The organism is Anabaena sp. PCC 7938 (assembly GCF_049315035.1).
In the GTDB taxonomy this organism is placed as follows: domain Bacteria; phylum Cyanobacteriota; class Cyanobacteriia; order Cyanobacteriales; family Nostocaceae; genus Anabaena; species Anabaena cylindrica.
In genome coordinates, this window is record NZ_CP186034.1 from 2,255,866 (window position 1) to 2,271,541 (window position 15,676).

Below are 15,676 nucleotides of genomic sequence, written 5' to 3' on the forward strand. Positions count from 1 at the left end.
TTTGCGAACGGGAAGCAATCTACAATTATTCTTGATATCTGACTTTTACAACAATTCCTGAAAACCTGCTTTTTTTCTACCCTTGCGTTTTTTAGATGTAGATGATGAGTTTCTAAAGAGAAAGTCTAAATCTATTTCATCATCTTCTTCATCTTCGTCTTCATCTTCATCATCTGAAAAATCAGGCATTCTATTTAACATCATTTGCTTGAGTTCTGGAAGCATCCGTTCAAACTCCGCCTTAGACATTTTGTTGCCCAATAATTTCTTCAGCATTCCTGATAATAAATCATCCATATCTGACATATCGAGATTGTCAAATTGTTCTGGATCTGGCATGACGCTCTGGGTTTCTCTATTATTGAGAAATGCCTGTTCTTCCCGAAATGCTTGTAAGGCTTTGGCATCTTGTAGACGACGAGCTAATTCAAATCCCTGTTGTTTTAATTGTTCATAGTTGGGATGATCAACGTCATAAGTAGTGGCTCTGGCTAATAGCAATAAAGGGTTTTGTGGTTCCCGACGTAGTGCTTCATCTAGGAACGGGACAAGGGTTGTAATTTCGCCAAAACGGCGGGCTTGGAGTTGAATATTTGCTAAAGCGTTGCCTGGTTGGGGCATGGTATCGAGGTAGAAACGCACGGGAATCTCTAGTTTTTTGGGACTATTTTCTTTGACGGCTAAGATAACTAAATTGGCAACTCTAGCTTCTGGGTATTCTATAGATAGGTTGATTAACTTTTGTTGATACTGACTGATTAAAGCGGCGATGCCTTTTTCTCGTTTGGCGAAAAGTTGGATAGAAAGAGCGATCGCTTGCAAGACAGCAATTTGTTCTTCACCTGCTAATCTTTTTAGGAGAGTATCCCATACTTGGGCTGCTGCTTTTTGGTCTAATGAAACTCGACCACCGGAATTAGGCGGACTTTGGACTGAATTCACGAATATCTGACAAGCACGGATAGCCGGATCTTTCGGATCTTCTGCCTCCACAAAACGACTAAATAAGGGATAACTTAACGTAGATAAAGCATCTATCCAAGGTAATGTTTCTACTTCAGTTTCAATATTCACGTCGCCAAAATGCTTGCCAAATTTGCGCCGAGCTTCATTGAATGCTTGTTTGTTATCTAGTCTTTTCCAACAGTGCAGCAACATCCCATAAACTTCTTCATACCGACATCCACTTTCTAATGCTTGGGTCAGCAGTGCGATCGCTTCAGTATAATTGTCTTCTGCTGCCTCAATTAATCCCTTACGCCCCAGTACCTCTGGTGATGTCGGACAGATACGTTCTGCTTGTTGCACAGATCCCAAAGCTGCACGGGAGCGATCTATTGCCATGTAAGCATCTGCCATCCAACAGTGGAGATGTGCTTGGGTCGCTTTCAATCGTTGTGCAGTCCATTCTTGAGGTTTTTGTTTCGCTTCCTGCTCTAACCACTTCAAAAACCGCGTCAACAGACGTGGGCGTTCTTGATCGTTATCATTAGCATCGAAAACTTCTAAGAGATTGATTGCCAGTTGGGGGTTAAAGGGTTGCTCTGTCAACAAAGGCTGCCAGAATAGTTCAGCACAGCTTGGTTCACCTTGATTCAGTGCTTGTTGTCCGGCTAGGGTCAATAGCAGTGGACGCAGACTTTCTAGTTCTGGAAAGCGTGGGGAACGTCGCTCTATCTTCAACAACAGATGTGCGGCCTCATGGTGATCACCTTGGTCAATCAGTTGCAGCATTCGCAACACTGTTAATGCCTCTTGGCTATTTTTATCTACTGTTGTTCGTGAATTTAGAGATTGGAAGGGTTTCTGTTCTGTTTTTCCCTGTTGAAACACTGCCAATCGCTCTAAAATTGGATGCTCCAAATACTTTGGTTGACCATATGAAAGTGATTTCAACCCCAAAAGATGAGCCGCAGCATCCCAATTACCGCTTACTTGTTGAGTGTAAACAATCCAAGCTATGGGCAAATCTCCATCGGTGACGGCTCGCTTAATTTTCATAAAAGATGTTAAAGCTGTTTCTGCTTGCCCATTTTTGAGTGCTAGAACACCCCGTACCCAGTGGAGTTGATTAGCACTAAAGCGTTTAGATTGTTCCTCAATTAACTGCTCAACTGTAGCGGTATCTCCTTTGAGTAACAAGAGTTTTAGATAACAGATACTGTACTCTTTCGGTAGATTACCTGCTTCAAAAGCATTTCTAAGCAATTTTAGCGCTGCATCTAATTGTTTCAACTCCAGCAAACATTTAGCTTGCCAGTAGTGAACTTCTCCCACCAAACCAGATTCTAGAGCGCGAGCAAAGGATTTTTCTGCCTGTTTAAAGTCTTGTTTTTGGAATTCTTGCTGACCCCGTAGCAACCAAATCTCTGATTCTTTGGGGGTGAATTCAATATCAGGATGCGATCGCTGATTTTTCTTGATTTCTTCCAATGCCTGCCGATATTTTTTCTGGTTTAGCAATTCTTGCAGTTGCATCTGGAAAGATTTTCCAGCAACTTTTGTCTCTGTACTAGAGACCTGTTGTTGTGAGCGCTGTTTCGACTGATGTTTAGCCACTGGGCTTTCTTCCCTAATTGTTTTTTAATTTTTACCCTCATAGTTAAGGGCGGCTCCAACTACTTTCTTAATTTCTATAAATCCTACATTACACTCATTTCGTGTTTCCCGTTCCCTTTTAAAATTGAGTTTCTATCTCGCACTCGCTAGGGGAACACAACACTGGTTGTTGATAAAGTGGGACGGTAAACGTGACAGTTGATCCCAACCCTTCGCCTAAACTGTAAAAATGTACCTCACCCCCCATAGCCTCTATTAGCTTTTGGGATATTGTTAGTCCCAAACCTGTACCACCATAATGACGAGTGCGGGAACCATCCACCTGAGAAAATAATTGAAACAATTTATCTTGTTTGTCTAAAGAAACACCAATACCAGTATCTGCAACTCTTACCTTCACCATGCCAGGTAATATCTGTGATTGTAATTTGCCTTTGCCTTTTTTGAGGACTAAATCGGCACTGATGGTGACACCACCTTCGTTAGTGAATTTTAAGGCATTGCCTACCAAGTTCAGCAACACTTGTAATAACCTTCGGTAGTTACCTTGGACGATGATTTCATCGGATGTAGTCGGCATTTGGATCTGAAAGCTGAGGTTTTTCATCTCGGCTTGGGGACGCACAAAGTTTTCTACATCAGTGAATAACTCATGGAGTCTGACAGGACCGCAGCGGATGTCCATTTTGCCAGCTTCAATTTTGGCAAAGTCTAAAATATCATTAAGAATACTGAGGAGATGAATGGATAAGTCATGAGCATCTTGTACAAATTCATGCTCTTCTGGCCCATCTGCCATCCCTTCCAAAATCAGCTTTAACAACCCAATCATGCCGTTGAGAGGGGTACGAATTTCATGGGATACGTTGGCCAGAAATTCACTTTTTAGGCGTGAAGCTTCTTCCGCTTGTTGCCGTGCCTCTTCTAGTTCTTTATATAAGGTAGCATGAGCGATCGCAGTTCCTAACTGGTCTGCAAGCTCTCTGCTCAATTCCAGTTCACTTTCTGTTAATATATGGCATTCATTGCTTAAGCTTAAGGCAAATAAGGCATTCGCTTGGTCTTGATAGCAACTAGCCACCAGTAAAAATTTTTGTTTTTGAGAATTATTCGGAACTGGAAACTCTATTACCATCGGTTCTAAAGTTGCCAAAACTTGAGCAAAAGTAGGCTCAGAAGATATGTCTATTTCTGAGCCAAGCATGGGATCTAAGCCTGGTTGGTGATACTCTGCGATGACCTGGACTTTCGTTATATTGGGCTGATAAGGACAGATAACACAACGTTCTAGTTTGAGTACCTTTCCTAAACTGTCAACTGTTTGCTGCCAAATAACATCTAAATTCAGTGTCCGCCGAATATTTCTGGTAATTTTATTTAATAATTTTTGGTGTTGCTGCGACACCTGCGACGTTTTCAGCGAAGGTAAAATCAGTTCTGGTTGTGAAGGCTGTTTGGATTCCTGATTCACTACTTGAGTTTTAACTCTAGCTTGCAACAACCGCCCCATAACCAAAACTGTCGTCGCGACTTGACCCAATCGCGGCATAATCGGAGTAATTGTCAACTCCAACTCTAATAAATCCTGACTGCATTTAAACCAGCACTGGACCCTTTCTGGAACTAGATTCGTCAAAATTCGCTGTAATCTTTCCAGATAGGCAACTTCATCTACTGGAGTAAAGGTTTTATGCTTATTAAGCACATCAAGTATTTTCTCAGTCTTTAAATCTAGGAATTCGCTATGCTGCCAATCAAATGTCAGATAACGCCCAGTTCTATCTTGCGTATATACCAACTCAGATCCGAGAGTTGCTAATAGGCCATCAGTGCTGCGGTTGATAGATTCCAGGTTCTGAGAAAATAAGTTCGCCAATTGGGTGTTCGCAGTAATAGTCATTAATCGAGTTGGATAGACAAATTGCTTTCCACCGTAGTTGTACTAAAGCTGTTTAAATTTTGGCATAAAGTTTTACAGCTTTTACATTTTCGATTGTGTATTTCTGACTTTTTTGGAATCTGGAGCCTTAAAATTTACATTTCTTATCATCAAGGGGTATAGAGCGCAGGTAATTGATAGCTTTGATAGCTAATTTCAATCGTTCCATTCACCACGAGGAGGAACTGGTGTCCGCATCGGAGTGCGTGTTAACTCATCATCTCTAGGTACATCTCCCCGTAACCATTGACGGATAGCAACCTCAATCACTTTACTGGGATCATTTGTAAGATGCTGAATTTGCGCTATTAACTCGGAGTCTAGACGAACAGCTATTTCTACCTTATCGGGGTGTTTTTTTTCCACATCGGTAGGTTTTTCTTGCATATTCATGGGTTTAAATGCTCTGAAAATGTTTTTGTCTAAAGATATGTCGATCAGTTCTGCTGATAATTTAGGCTATTTCACCGACAAATTATGAAAAGTACAGTTTCATAGCTCATAGAAATAGTACCAAAATAACAGGATTAGATTCTAAGTGACAATTTTCATCAAAATGCTCAGTAGGTGAGAAATCCGGGTTTAGCTTTTCTTAAATATGCTTCAACGCAAATCACCAGTACGGTACGGACGGCTTTAAGCGCTATACGGTTTTGGTCAATTACGCCTCACTTTCGGGGTAATGTCCCTTTGGTGTAATTAATGCTTATTTATTGTATGCTCTTGGTTGAAAAATACTAGCAGCTATCATTAGACTTTCATAATATTATTAAAAATTCACCTATCTAGAGAGTGGGAATTAAGGAAATCATTTTACCAATTACTCATTGCCTAAGAAAGCATTAAAATACATGAAGTAAATAGCTTTAACTTTTGTTTGCTGCTGAAGCAAAAATGGTATATGACTGACGTTCCCGCAGTTCGCATTCGTAACTTTTGTATTATTGCTCACATTGACCACGGGAAATCTACTCTCGCTGATCGCCTCCTACAAGCCACTGGGACTGTAGAAAATCGACAGATGAAAGAACAGTTTCTCGACAACATGGATCTGGAACGGGAGCGCGGCATTACAATTAAGCTGCAAGCTGCCCGGATGAACTATACTGCTAAGGATGGCCAGCAGTATGTTTTAAATTTAATTGATACTCCTGGACACGTAGACTTTTCTTATGAAGTGTCGCGTTCTCTGGCTGCTTGTGAGGGCGCTTTGTTAGTAGTGGATGCTTCCCAAGGTGTAGAAGCACAAACTTTGGCCAATGTCTATTTGGCACTGGAGCATAATCTAGAAATTATCCCAGTTTTGAATAAAATCGACTTGCCAGGAGCAGAACCTGACAGGGTAATTGGTGAAATTGAAGAAATTATTGGTTTAGATTGCAGTGGTGCGATTCTGGCTTCTGCTAAAGAGGGAATTGGTGTTCCAGAAATTTTAGAAGCTATTGTCGATCGCATACCACCAGCGCCAGATATCATTAATGAACGATTACGGGCGTTGATTTTTGATAGTTACTATGATAGTTACCGGGGCGTAATTGTTTACTTCCGGGTGATGGATGGTAGTGTCAAAAAAGGCGATCGCATTTACTTGATGGCATCTGGGAAAGAATATGATATTGACGAGATAGGCGTTCTTTCTCCCACCCAAAAACAAGTTGAAGAACTACACGCTGGGGAAGTGGGCTATTTAGCCGCATCAATTAGGGCTGTAGCTGATGCACGGGTAGGAGACACCATTACCCTAGCAAAAGCAAAAGCCACAGAAGCTTTACCTGGTTACACCGAAGCCAACCCCATGGTTTTTTGCGGGATGTTCCCCATTGATGCCGATCAATTTGAAGATTTGCGGGAAGCTTTAGAAAAACTCGAACTCAATGATGCAGCCCTGCATTATGAACCAGAAACTTCTAGTGCTATGGGGTTTGGTTTCCGTTGTGGGTTCTTAGGTTTACTGCACATGGAAATTGTCCAGGAACGCCTAGAACGTGAGTATAATTTGGACTTAATCATCACAGCCCCATCGGTTGTTTATAAGGTGATTACGGTCAAAGGGGAGGAACTATACATTGATAATCCTAGTCGCTTACCCTCTCCTAATGAACGCGAAAGAATAGAAGAACCCTATGTCAAAGTAGAAATGATTACTCCTGAAACCTACGTGGGCGCTTTAATGGAGTTGTCGCAGAATCGCCGGGGTATCTTCAAAGATATGAAATATCTCACCCAAGGACGAACCACACTCACCTATGAGTTACCTTTGGCAGAAGTAGTTACAGACTTTTTTGATCAAATGAAATCGCGATCGCGCGGTTATGCCAGTATGGAATATCATATCATTGGCTACCGTGAGAATCATTTGGTGAAGCTGGATATCATGATTAACGGTGAGCCTGTAGATTCTTTAGCGATGATTGTTCATAGAGATAAAGCCTACAATGTCGGCAGAGCAATGGCTGAAAAGCTCAAAGAACTGATTCCCCGTCATCAATTCAAAGTTCCCATTCAGGCTTCTATTGGCAGTAAAGTCATTGCCAGTGAACACATCCCAGCTATGCGGAAAGACGTTTTGGCGAAATGCTACGGTGGTGATATTAGCCGCAAAAAGAAACTCTTACAAAAGCAAGCCAAGGGTAAAAAACGCATGAAAGCAGTAGGTACAGTGGATGTACCACAGGAAGCATTTATGGCTGTGCTGCGTTTAGATCAAAATTAGGATCACGTCTTTGGTTCCAGGGGAAAAGGGCAGAAAAACCTCTAACCTATCCCCAAACCAACTGACTAACTGAGATTTTCCTCCTGATTACGAATTACCCTGCGGTTCTATTCCCAAAGCTCTTAACTGCGCTTCTAGTTGTGCAATGCGTTGTTGAGCTAGTTCGGCTTCCTGTTTTGCGGCTTGAGCTTCCTGTTGAGCTTGTTGTGCGCTTTCTGTACCTGTAGGTAAAATGTTTCCAGCTTTGTCGCACCAACGCAACCAAATATCTTGTTTCCCCTCAAATACTCCTTCCCACAAAGTTAAACCTAAACCTACTTCTGGAAAATAGAAATCATCCGTTTCTAAATATTGTCTAATTCCTAGTTTATAAGTACGCAGTAGCTGATCTCCCAACATTCCCAAGGGATCAAATATGGCGTAATACCAGACACCCATGCGAGCATAATCTTTTAATTTAGAACCTAATTCATTGTCTTCCCGGTTGGAAACTATTTCTATCACTACATCTGGTGCTTTACCAAACTGCCAATTAAAATAACTCCGGTTCTTCTTCTCTCCCCAATTTTCCGGCATGGTGACATCTAAACTAAGGAAAACATCCGGTACAAGCGGGGGTAAACCGATGTTATAAAAAACTCCCACATTGGCTGCTGCGATAAAGGTTTGTGACTCCGTGGGAGGCAGCCAAGCATTATATAAAACTTCTGTTAATAGACGCTGTTGTTTTTCCGAGAGAAAATTATCCACTGGGGTATCATTTTCAGTAATAATCTGGCTGATATCGGGTTCAGCAGCAAGTTCAGTTGAAAAAGCCTGTTGTACCATGATGAACGGCCTACTTGTATCGGTTTGGGTTTCTATAATTTAGTTTATCCTCTGGGAGTGAGCAGTGCGATTGCCTCCAGCACTGCAATCCGCACAATCGCACTCTTTGGGTATTTTAAAATCTCAAATAGTTCCCTAAGTTTGACAACTCTGATAAGCTTTATGAAAAAAAACTCTTAAAAAATTAAAAAGAAAAATTAAAAAGCTTTAGTAATCATTCTTATCCTCATTGTCAGACTTGTATTTTGAGACAAATATAGTTTTTAAAAGTTTTTCTAAGTTTTGTAAATCATCGGGGAGTTGCGTAAATGAAAATACTAGTACTGAGTTGGGAATTTCCGCCGAGGATAGTGGGAGGAATTGCCCGTCATGTAGCCGAATTATACCCAGAACTGGTGAAGCTAGGACATGACATTCACCTGATTACACCTGAATTTAATCAAGCATCACTGTACGAAGTAATTGAGGGTATTCATATTCATCGCGTACCAGTAGAACCAGGTAACGACTTTTTTCACTGGGTAGCAAATTTAAACGATAGTATGGGAGACCACGGTGGTAAATTGATCATAGAGGAGGGCGGCTTTGATATTATCCATGCCCATGATTGGTTAGTTGGAGATGCAGCGATCGCACTCAAGCATACTTTTAAAATCCCACTAATTGCTACTATCCATGCGACAGAGTACGGTCGCTACAATGGTATTTATAATGACACACAAATGTATATTAGCGGTAAGGAAAAGTTGTTAACTTACAACGCCTGGCGAATTATCGTCTGTACTGAATATATGCGTGGAGAAGTAGTGAGAACACTACAGAGTCCTGGAAACAAAATAGATGTTATTTATAATGGTATTCGCCCCGAAAAAAAACAACATCACAAAGATTTTCATGCTCAAGATTTTCGTCGCCAATTTGCCGCTGATCATGAAAAAATAGTTTATTACCTTGGACGGATGACCTATGAAAAAGGTGTACCTGTATTACTTAATGCGGCTCCTAAGGTGCTTTGGCAAATGGGAGGATATGTTAAATTTGTAATAGTTGGTGGTGGTAATACCGACCATCTCAAGCGTCAAGCTGGGGATTTAGGAATTTGGGATAAATGCTATTTTACTGGTTTCCTATCTGACGAATACTTGGATAAATTCCAAACAATTGCAGACTGTGCAGTTTTTCCTAGTCTTTACGAACCCTTTGGGATTGTGGCTTTAGAAAGCTTTGCTTCTCGTGTACCAGTCGTAGTTTCAGATACGGGTGGTTTTCCTGAAGTAGTGCAACATACCAAAACAGGAATTGTAACTTGGGCAAACAATTCCGACTCTTTAGCTTGGGGAATTTTGGAAGTTTTAAAAAATCCAGGTTATCAACAATGGTTAGTGGATAATGCTTATCAAGATTTAGAACGACGTTTTAGATGGCCGAAATTAGCCAAACGGACAGAGGCAGTATATGAAAGAGTGGTAAAAGAGCGATCGCAAATTGATTGGTAATGGATTAGTCTTTTAACACAAAGCAAAACTGAGGTTTTTGCAGAGTAGTAGCGAGAATTAAAAATTACTCTAGATTTTTGGCGTAAAAAAACATTACAAGTCCTGTACGCTGGGAATTTTACCCTTTCTGGTGAGAGAGTTAGCAATAATTGCTGTTTGCGCCAAAAAATTAGTATGACAAGAGCATTCCCCATAACAAAGCGTTTGAAGAATGCAAGAACTACGTTGTTGAGGATGGTAAACCGCATCATAAACCAACTCACAGCAAACTTGAAGCGCTATTTTCGAGACATCACCACCGATGTTCGTCCTCCCTCAGCAAAAACAGGTTATAAATTGCCCCTTTTAGCCGGCCCTGTGCATAATTTGGGTGGGGGAGGTAATGATGTCGATGACGCTATCCAGTGGATGATTAACAGTGTTAGAGGAGGTTCTAACTCTGACACCAAAGTAAATGTTTTAGTGATTCGCGCTGCTGGTAACGATGATTACAATCAGTTAATTTATCGGATGAGAGGGGTGAATTATGTAGAAACTTTAATCATTAGTAACAGACAAGAAGCAAACAGAACTGATATTTTTGATAAAGTCAGAAATGCTGGTGTAATTTTCTTTGCTGGTGGTGATCAATGTGAATATATTCGCAACTGGAAAAATACAAAATTAGAAGTAGCTGTCAAATCAGTTTACGATAAAGGCGGTGCTATTGGTGGTACAAGTGCAGGTGCAATGATTCAAAGTGAATATATTTATGATTCTTGCGCTTGTGAAGACAGCATTGAAAGTACAGAGGTGCTTAACGATCCTTACCGGAATGTCACCTTTAGCTATAACTTTTTTCAATGGAAATATTTGCGAAAAACCATCATTGATACCCACTTTGATGAACGCAAAAGAATGGGTAGAATTATGGTTTTTATTGCGCGTCAAATTCAAGATGGTGTATCTGCAACTGCTTTAGGTATAGCAATTAGTGAAGAAACATCTTTACTTGTTGATAAATACGGAATTGCAAAAGTCATGGGTAAGGGTGCAGCATATTTTGTTTTGGGAGATCATTTACCCGAAGTCTGTCAACCTGGAAGTCCTCTCACTTTTTCTAACTACAAAATCTGGAGAGTCCCCAGAGGTGATACTTTTGATTTAAACAAAATGCCTACTAAAGGTTATTATCTCAGAAGTGTGAAACGGGGAAGGTTTGACTCAGATCCTTATTAATTGAGTAGAGTTCAGAAATTTAGCGTAACCGAAAATCAAAAATTGGTAGAGCTTACTGAAAATTTTTTTAGTAAGAGTAGGGGTTTAGCAGTGCTAAACCCTTATAGGAATAAGTAGAGAAAATTCATATCTTGTTCCCAGTCTCTGACTGGGAATACTATCACAGAGGCTCTGCCTCTACTCTCATTGATAGTATAGCGTTAGCTATAGGCAGAGCCTTCTAGAATTCATTCCCATATAGAGTATGGGAACAAGAAGAATAATTTAGAAAAAAGTCAGATAATCTCGAATCTGAAAAAATATAAATATTTTAGCGTAATTACTTATTTAATAATTACTCATCTGTAAAGTAATCAGAATCTATTTTTTTAATCTCGTAAATAGAGACAGTTGATACACCAACGTGATTATCAATCATCAATTGGGCTAATTCCTGTCCATCTATTAACACAATTTTATTATCTATTATAGATACATATTCTCTAGCTTCTTGGGAAAATCTAGAAGTAGTTATAAAAACACCTTTTCTAGCCCTTTGTCCATGTAAAGCCCCGACAAATTTTTGAATTTCTGGTCTACCAACAACAGTATTATCCCATCTTTTAGCTTGAATATAAACAATATCTAAACCTAATTTATCTTCTTTAATGATACCATCAATTCCCCCATCTCCACTTTTACCAATAGCTTTCCCAGCATCACGCCTTGAGCCACCATAACCCATTTTTACTAATAAATCGACTACCAATCTTTCAAAAAAATCAGGTGAACAACTTTTTACCCGGTTAAGTAATTCTAACTCTAATTCTTTTCTAATTTTCTGATATCCAAACTCTATAGATTCTTGCGGTGTAGTTTCCGAGATTTCTATAATTTCCGATTCTGATTTATCATTATCTTTTTTAGAATTTAGGAACTCTATATGCTCTGGAAACTTTTCTATGCCTGTTGTTATTCCTATGGTGGAAACTTGGATAACTCTGCTATATTGCAACCGCCATTGTAAAGCGTTGGAAATTGTGAGGTAGCCTATTTCTGGAGGTGATTGTAAAATTTTTACTGCTAATGCTTCGCGTCCAATTTCATCTAAAGGAAAATTGCGTTCCTCTAGAAAAGCTACAATATCATCTTTATTGCCATTGCGGCGGATAATTTCGATTATTCCATAAGTAGTTTGATAATCTCCCGTTTGTTCTTTAGCTACAAAAACGACATTTTGACATTTTAAATTAGCAGTTAGAGAACTATGATCATCAATTTTTTCGTAGGCGAATATTAATAAATTATATCCTAAACCATAGACTTTTTGACTGGCATTTCTAAACGGACAGGAAGACTGAGGCTGTTTAATAGATGTTACTTTTAAATCTACTTCTAGTCCCGGAAAATCTATACCTAACGCAGCACTACCAAGGGTATATTCATATCTTGAAGACAAATATTGATTAAACGTGGACTCAACATAAGTTCCAACTGCTTTACCATCTGTAACCCCATACAGATTATGAATTTGTGTTACACTTAATTCTGAGCAAAAATTACGTGCTGCCGTTTTTAAAGATTCTAGTGTTAGTAATTCCATTTTAAAATTAAATAGCCAAACTTAATTGTTGCCAAGAAGATTTAGTAAATTCGATATTTACTTTACCAATTCTCTGACATACCCATTCTACACAAGCAGGAACAATTGCATTACCGAATAAAGCATATTGATCATAAATTCTTGCAACTCGACACCAATCATCAGGAAAACCCATCAATCTCGCATATTCAACATTAGTTAAACGCCGAAATTTATTACCTATTTGATAACGTTCATAATGTCTTGAAGTCGAAGCAGTTAATGTTGATGCAATTCCATTAATTCCGAAAATTGTATAACCTAATCTTGCTCCTCCATCTTGATTGTATAATAATTCCACACCATCACAATAACGATTTACAGGCTTACTTTTTTTAATTCGTTCTAAAGTATCAGATGTAAAATCAAATTGAGCATCTACTATCAAATCATCTTGCAAAATATCTTTTAATTTTTGTCTAGGTTTGATATCTGGTAAGGTAGAAAGATTTAAGGTTAACATTTTATTTTTATAAGTAATTCCCCAATTATAATTCTTGCATTTATTAGCATCTATAGGCATCATATTTTTTTCTATTAATATTTCTATATTTTCTAAATCAATTAAATCAGGTTGAGTTAAAAAAATTGATGTTTTTTCTAAAACTTCAGATGTTATATCTGTTGAATTGAACTTAGTACCAAAAATAAAAATTCTGTCTCTGTTTTGAGGTATACCAAAACTGATGGGGCTAATAATTCTCCATTCTATAAAATAATCTAATTCAGATAGAGCATTTAAAATAACTCGGAAATGATAGCCATTTTCCATTGTTAAAAGTCTTTTGACATTTTCTAATAAAAAATGTTTAGGTTGTTTTTCATTTATAATTTCTACGATGCGTTCAAATAAAGAGCCTCTAACACTATCTCTCACACCCAGTTTTTTACCAGCAGGGCTAAATGGTTGACAAGGGAAACCAGCAGTTAAAATATCATGATTGGGTATACATGATATCGGAATTTTGTTGATATCTCCTAAAACTATGGAATCTTTACCAAAATTACTTTCATAAACTTGACAACTCAGTTGATTGATATCATTAGCCCATATAGTTTCAATATTAGCATTTGTCAACCCTAAGCGAAAACCACCAATACCAGCAAATAATTCTACAGCTTTAAAATTGTTTGTTTTCATTTACAGTGAAACTAATTAAGAATAACTTATTCTAATTTTATACCATACTCTTGCGCTCTTCTCTGTGCCTCTGCGACTCTGCGTGAAAAAAATCATATTTAAACCAAAAATAAACCCCCTACTAAAACTTAGTAGAGGGAATAATATCACATTAAATCACTTACGCTTTCGGTTTAAAAGTCGAAGCAACGTGCAACTCTTTCAACTGTTTTGCGTCCACACTTGAGGGAGCATCTGTTAATAAACAACGAGCTTGTTGTGTCTTGGGAAAAGCAATAACATCACGAATTGATTCTTCTCCAGACAACAACATCACCAAACGATCTACACCGTAAGCAATACCACCATGAGGAGGAGTACCATATTCAAAAGCTTCTAATAAAAAGCCAAATTTACTTTGTGCTTCTTCTGGTGATAAACCAATAGCTTCAAATACCTGTTCTTGAATTTCTCGCTGATAAATCCGCAGACTACCACCACCAATTTCAAAACCATTAAACACCAAATCATAAGCTTGAGCGCGGGCGGTTTTCAAGTCACTGATATCATCAGGATGAGGTGCGGTAAATGGGTGATGTAATGCTTCCAGACGTTTTTCATCTGCATTCCATTCAAACATGGGGAATTCAGTAATCCAGAGTAAGTTAATTTTATCTTTTTCAATTAACTTAAATTCCCTAGCGACAAATTGACGAATTCTGTCTAAAGTTTTATTGACAGTGACTGTATCAGCAGCGGCAAATAATAACAAATGACCGGCTTTTGCACCTGTGCGGGTGAGAATTTCTTGCTTTTGTTCTGGTGTTAAATTATCTTTAATTGCGCCTATGGTGTCGATTTCACCATCTTCCCGAACGCGAATATAAGCTAAACCTTTCGCACCAGCTTCTGCGGCTTCTTTGAAGATGTCTCCACCTGGTTTAATGCGAACATTAGAAATTGCATCGTTACCGTTAGGAATGGGGAGAATTTTGACAATACCACCGTTAGCAATAGCTTCTCGAAATACTTTGAAGCCAGAATCTTTTAAAACGTCGGAAACATCAACTAATTCTAAATCGTAGCGTGTATCTGGTTTATCACTTCCGTAACGTTTCATGGCTTCCGCGTAGGGAAGACGAGGAAAAGGACGAGGTAAATCAATTCCTTTAACGGTTTTGAAAATATGACAAACTAATTTTTCGTTAAGTTCAATAATTTCATTTTCGGACATGAAACTCATTTCCATGTCTAATTGTGTAAATTCTGGTTGTCTGTCTGCGCGTAAATCTTCATCTCGAAAACATCGCGCAATTTGATAATATCTGTCCATTCCAGATACCATCAATAATTGTTTGAATAGTTGCGGTGATTGGGGTAAAGCAAACCATTCACCTTCGTTAACTCGACTGGGTAAGATATAATCTCTCGCACCTTCAGGAGTGGAACGGGTGAGAATTGGGGTTTCGACTTCGATAAAACCTTCTAAATCTTCCAAGTAGCGACGCATAGATTTAACGACTTGATGACGCAGTTGCATATTTTGCGCCATGCGTTCCCGTCGTAAGTCTAAATAACGATATTTTAACCGCAAGTCTTCCCGCACGTTTTCGGTGTCAGTGATGGAAACTTGGAATGGTAATTGTTTGCGGACGGCGTTGAGTAGTTCTATTTTATCAGCGTAGATTTCTACTTCGCCGGTGGGGATGCGGGGGTTGAGTGATTCGTCTGGACGTTGTGTTACTCTACCAGTAATGGCGACAACGTATTCATTCCGCAGTGCGTTAGCCTGTTCGTAGGAGTCTGGGGTGCGTTGGGGGTCGCTAACGATTTGGACAATTCCAGTGCGATCGCGCAAATCTAAGAATATCACACCACCGTGATCGCGGCGACGGTCTACCCATCCGTAAAAAGTAACAGTTTCTCCAATATCCTCTTTTCGGAGTTCGCCGCAATAGTGAGTTCTCATAGTGATTAGTTCTTTTTTTCCGGGCTAGATGGGTGAATAAATAGTCAAAGCTTTCCCATTATCCAGCATCAACACTAATTGTAGTCATTTTGGGGTAAGAAAAATCAGGAGTTCGGAGTTCGGAGTTCGGAGTTCGGAGTTCAGGAAGAGGAGGGTTTAGGGAGAAGGCTTGTAGAAGTCAGAATAACCATTACCCATTACCCGTTACCAATT

Annotated in this window: 10 protein-coding genes; 3 read left to right on the plus strand and 7 right to left on the minus strand. The window is 39.2% G+C overall.

From position 1 onward, the window contains the following. Window positions 1–45 precede the first annotated feature (45 nt). The 3 genes from ACOWPH_RS10430 to ACOWPH_RS10440 form a co-directional block, all read right to left on the minus strand. Window positions 46–2,559, minus strand: a complete 2,514-nt coding sequence (locus tag ACOWPH_RS10430) for a tetratricopeptide repeat protein (RefSeq protein ID WP_015215317.1) — start codon at window positions 2,557–2,559, stop codon at window positions 46–48. Window positions 2,560–2,677: 118 nt separating this feature from the next. Next, window positions 2,678–4,459 carry an ATP-binding protein gene (locus tag ACOWPH_RS10435; RefSeq protein WP_015215318.1) on the minus strand — a complete coding sequence of 594 codons (1,782 nt, stop codon included), beginning with the start codon at window positions 4,457–4,459 and terminating at the stop codon, window positions 2,678–2,680. A 195-nt stretch (window positions 4,460–4,654) separates the two neighbouring features. Then, window positions 4,655–4,891 (minus strand): hypothetical protein, encoded by a 237-nt coding sequence (locus ACOWPH_RS10440; RefSeq protein WP_015215319.1) that lies wholly within the window; start codon window positions 4,889–4,891, stop codon window positions 4,655–4,657. 508 nt (window positions 4,892–5,399) lie between these two features. Between ACOWPH_RS10440 and lepA the strand changes: the two genes are divergently transcribed. Then, window positions 5,400–7,211 (plus strand): translation elongation factor 4, encoded by a 1,812-nt coding sequence (gene lepA, locus ACOWPH_RS10445; protein ID WP_015215320.1) that lies wholly within the window; start codon window positions 5,400–5,402, stop codon window positions 7,209–7,211. A gap of 87 nt (window positions 7,212–7,298) precedes the next feature. On the opposite strand, the gene ACOWPH_RS10450 is transcribed toward lepA, so the two are convergent. Then, complete coding sequence (locus tag ACOWPH_RS10450) at window positions 7,299–8,039, minus strand: Uma2 family endonuclease (protein WP_015215321.1); 741 nt, start codon at window positions 8,037–8,039, stop codon at window positions 7,299–7,301. Window positions 8,040–8,347: 308 nt separating this feature from the next. On the opposite strand from ACOWPH_RS10450, the gene ACOWPH_RS10455 reads away from it, so the two are divergent. Continuing rightward, window positions 8,348–9,535, plus strand: a complete 1,188-nt coding sequence (locus tag ACOWPH_RS10455) for a glycosyltransferase family 4 protein (RefSeq protein WP_015215322.1) — start codon at window positions 8,348–8,350, stop codon at window positions 9,533–9,535. Window positions 9,536–9,709: 174 nt separating this feature from the next. After that, on the plus strand, window positions 9,710–10,753 hold the full coding sequence (locus tag ACOWPH_RS10460) for a cyanophycinase (protein WP_042465107.1): 1,044 nt from the start codon (window positions 9,710–9,712) through the stop codon (window positions 10,751–10,753). A gap of 334 nt (window positions 10,754–11,087) precedes the next feature. On the opposite strand, the gene ACOWPH_RS10465 is transcribed toward ACOWPH_RS10460, so the two are convergent. The 3 genes from ACOWPH_RS10465 to aspS all read right to left on the minus strand — a co-directional run bounded on the left by ACOWPH_RS10465 (window position 11,088) and on the right by aspS (window position 15,463). After that, window positions 11,088–12,335 (minus strand): restriction endonuclease, encoded by a 1,248-nt coding sequence (locus ACOWPH_RS10465; RefSeq protein ID WP_015215324.1) that lies wholly within the window; start codon window positions 12,333–12,335, stop codon window positions 11,088–11,090. 7 nt (window positions 12,336–12,342) lie between these two features. Beyond that, window positions 12,343–13,515, minus strand: a complete 1,173-nt coding sequence (locus ACOWPH_RS10470; RefSeq protein ID WP_015215325.1) for a DNA cytosine methyltransferase — start codon at window positions 13,513–13,515, stop codon at window positions 12,343–12,345. Window positions 13,516–13,675: 160 nt separating this feature from the next. Further along, window positions 13,676–15,463, minus strand: coding sequence for an aspartate--tRNA ligase (gene aspS / locus ACOWPH_RS10475; RefSeq protein ID WP_015215326.1), 1,788 nt, complete (start codon window positions 15,461–15,463; stop codon window positions 13,676–13,678). Window positions 15,464–15,676: the final 213 nt, after the last annotated feature.

Bases quoted from the DNA above. Each gene is read 5' to 3' on its own strand.
- ACOWPH_RS10435 (WP_015215318.1), bottom strand. From the start codon at position 4,459: ATGACTATTACTGCGAACACCCAATTGGCGAACTTATTTTCTCAGAAC.
- ACOWPH_RS10440 (WP_015215319.1), bottom strand. From the start codon at position 4,891: ATGAATATGCAAGAAAAACCTACCGATGTGGAAAAAAAACACCCCGAT.
- lepA (WP_015215320.1), top strand. From the start codon at position 5,400: ATGACTGACGTTCCCGCAGTTCGCATTCGTAACTTTTGTATTATTGCT.
- ACOWPH_RS10450 (WP_015215321.1), bottom strand. From the start codon at position 8,039: ATGGTACAACAGGCTTTTTCAACTGAACTTGCTGCTGAACCCGATATC.
- ACOWPH_RS10455 (WP_015215322.1), top strand. From the start codon at position 8,348: ATGAAAATACTAGTACTGAGTTGGGAATTTCCGCCGAGGATAGTGGGA.
- ACOWPH_RS10460 (WP_042465107.1), top strand. From the start codon at position 9,710: ATGACAAGAGCATTCCCCATAACAAAGCGTTTGAAGAATGCAAGAACT.
- ACOWPH_RS10465 (WP_015215324.1), bottom strand. From the start codon at position 12,335: ATGGAATTACTAACACTAGAATCTTTAAAAACGGCAGCACGTAATTTT.
- ACOWPH_RS10470 (WP_015215325.1), bottom strand. From the start codon at position 13,515: ATGAAAACAAACAATTTTAAAGCTGTAGAATTATTTGCTGGTATTGGT.
- aspS (WP_015215326.1), bottom strand. From the start codon at position 15,463: ATGAGAACTCACTATTGCGGCGAACTCCGAAAAGAGGATATTGGAGAA.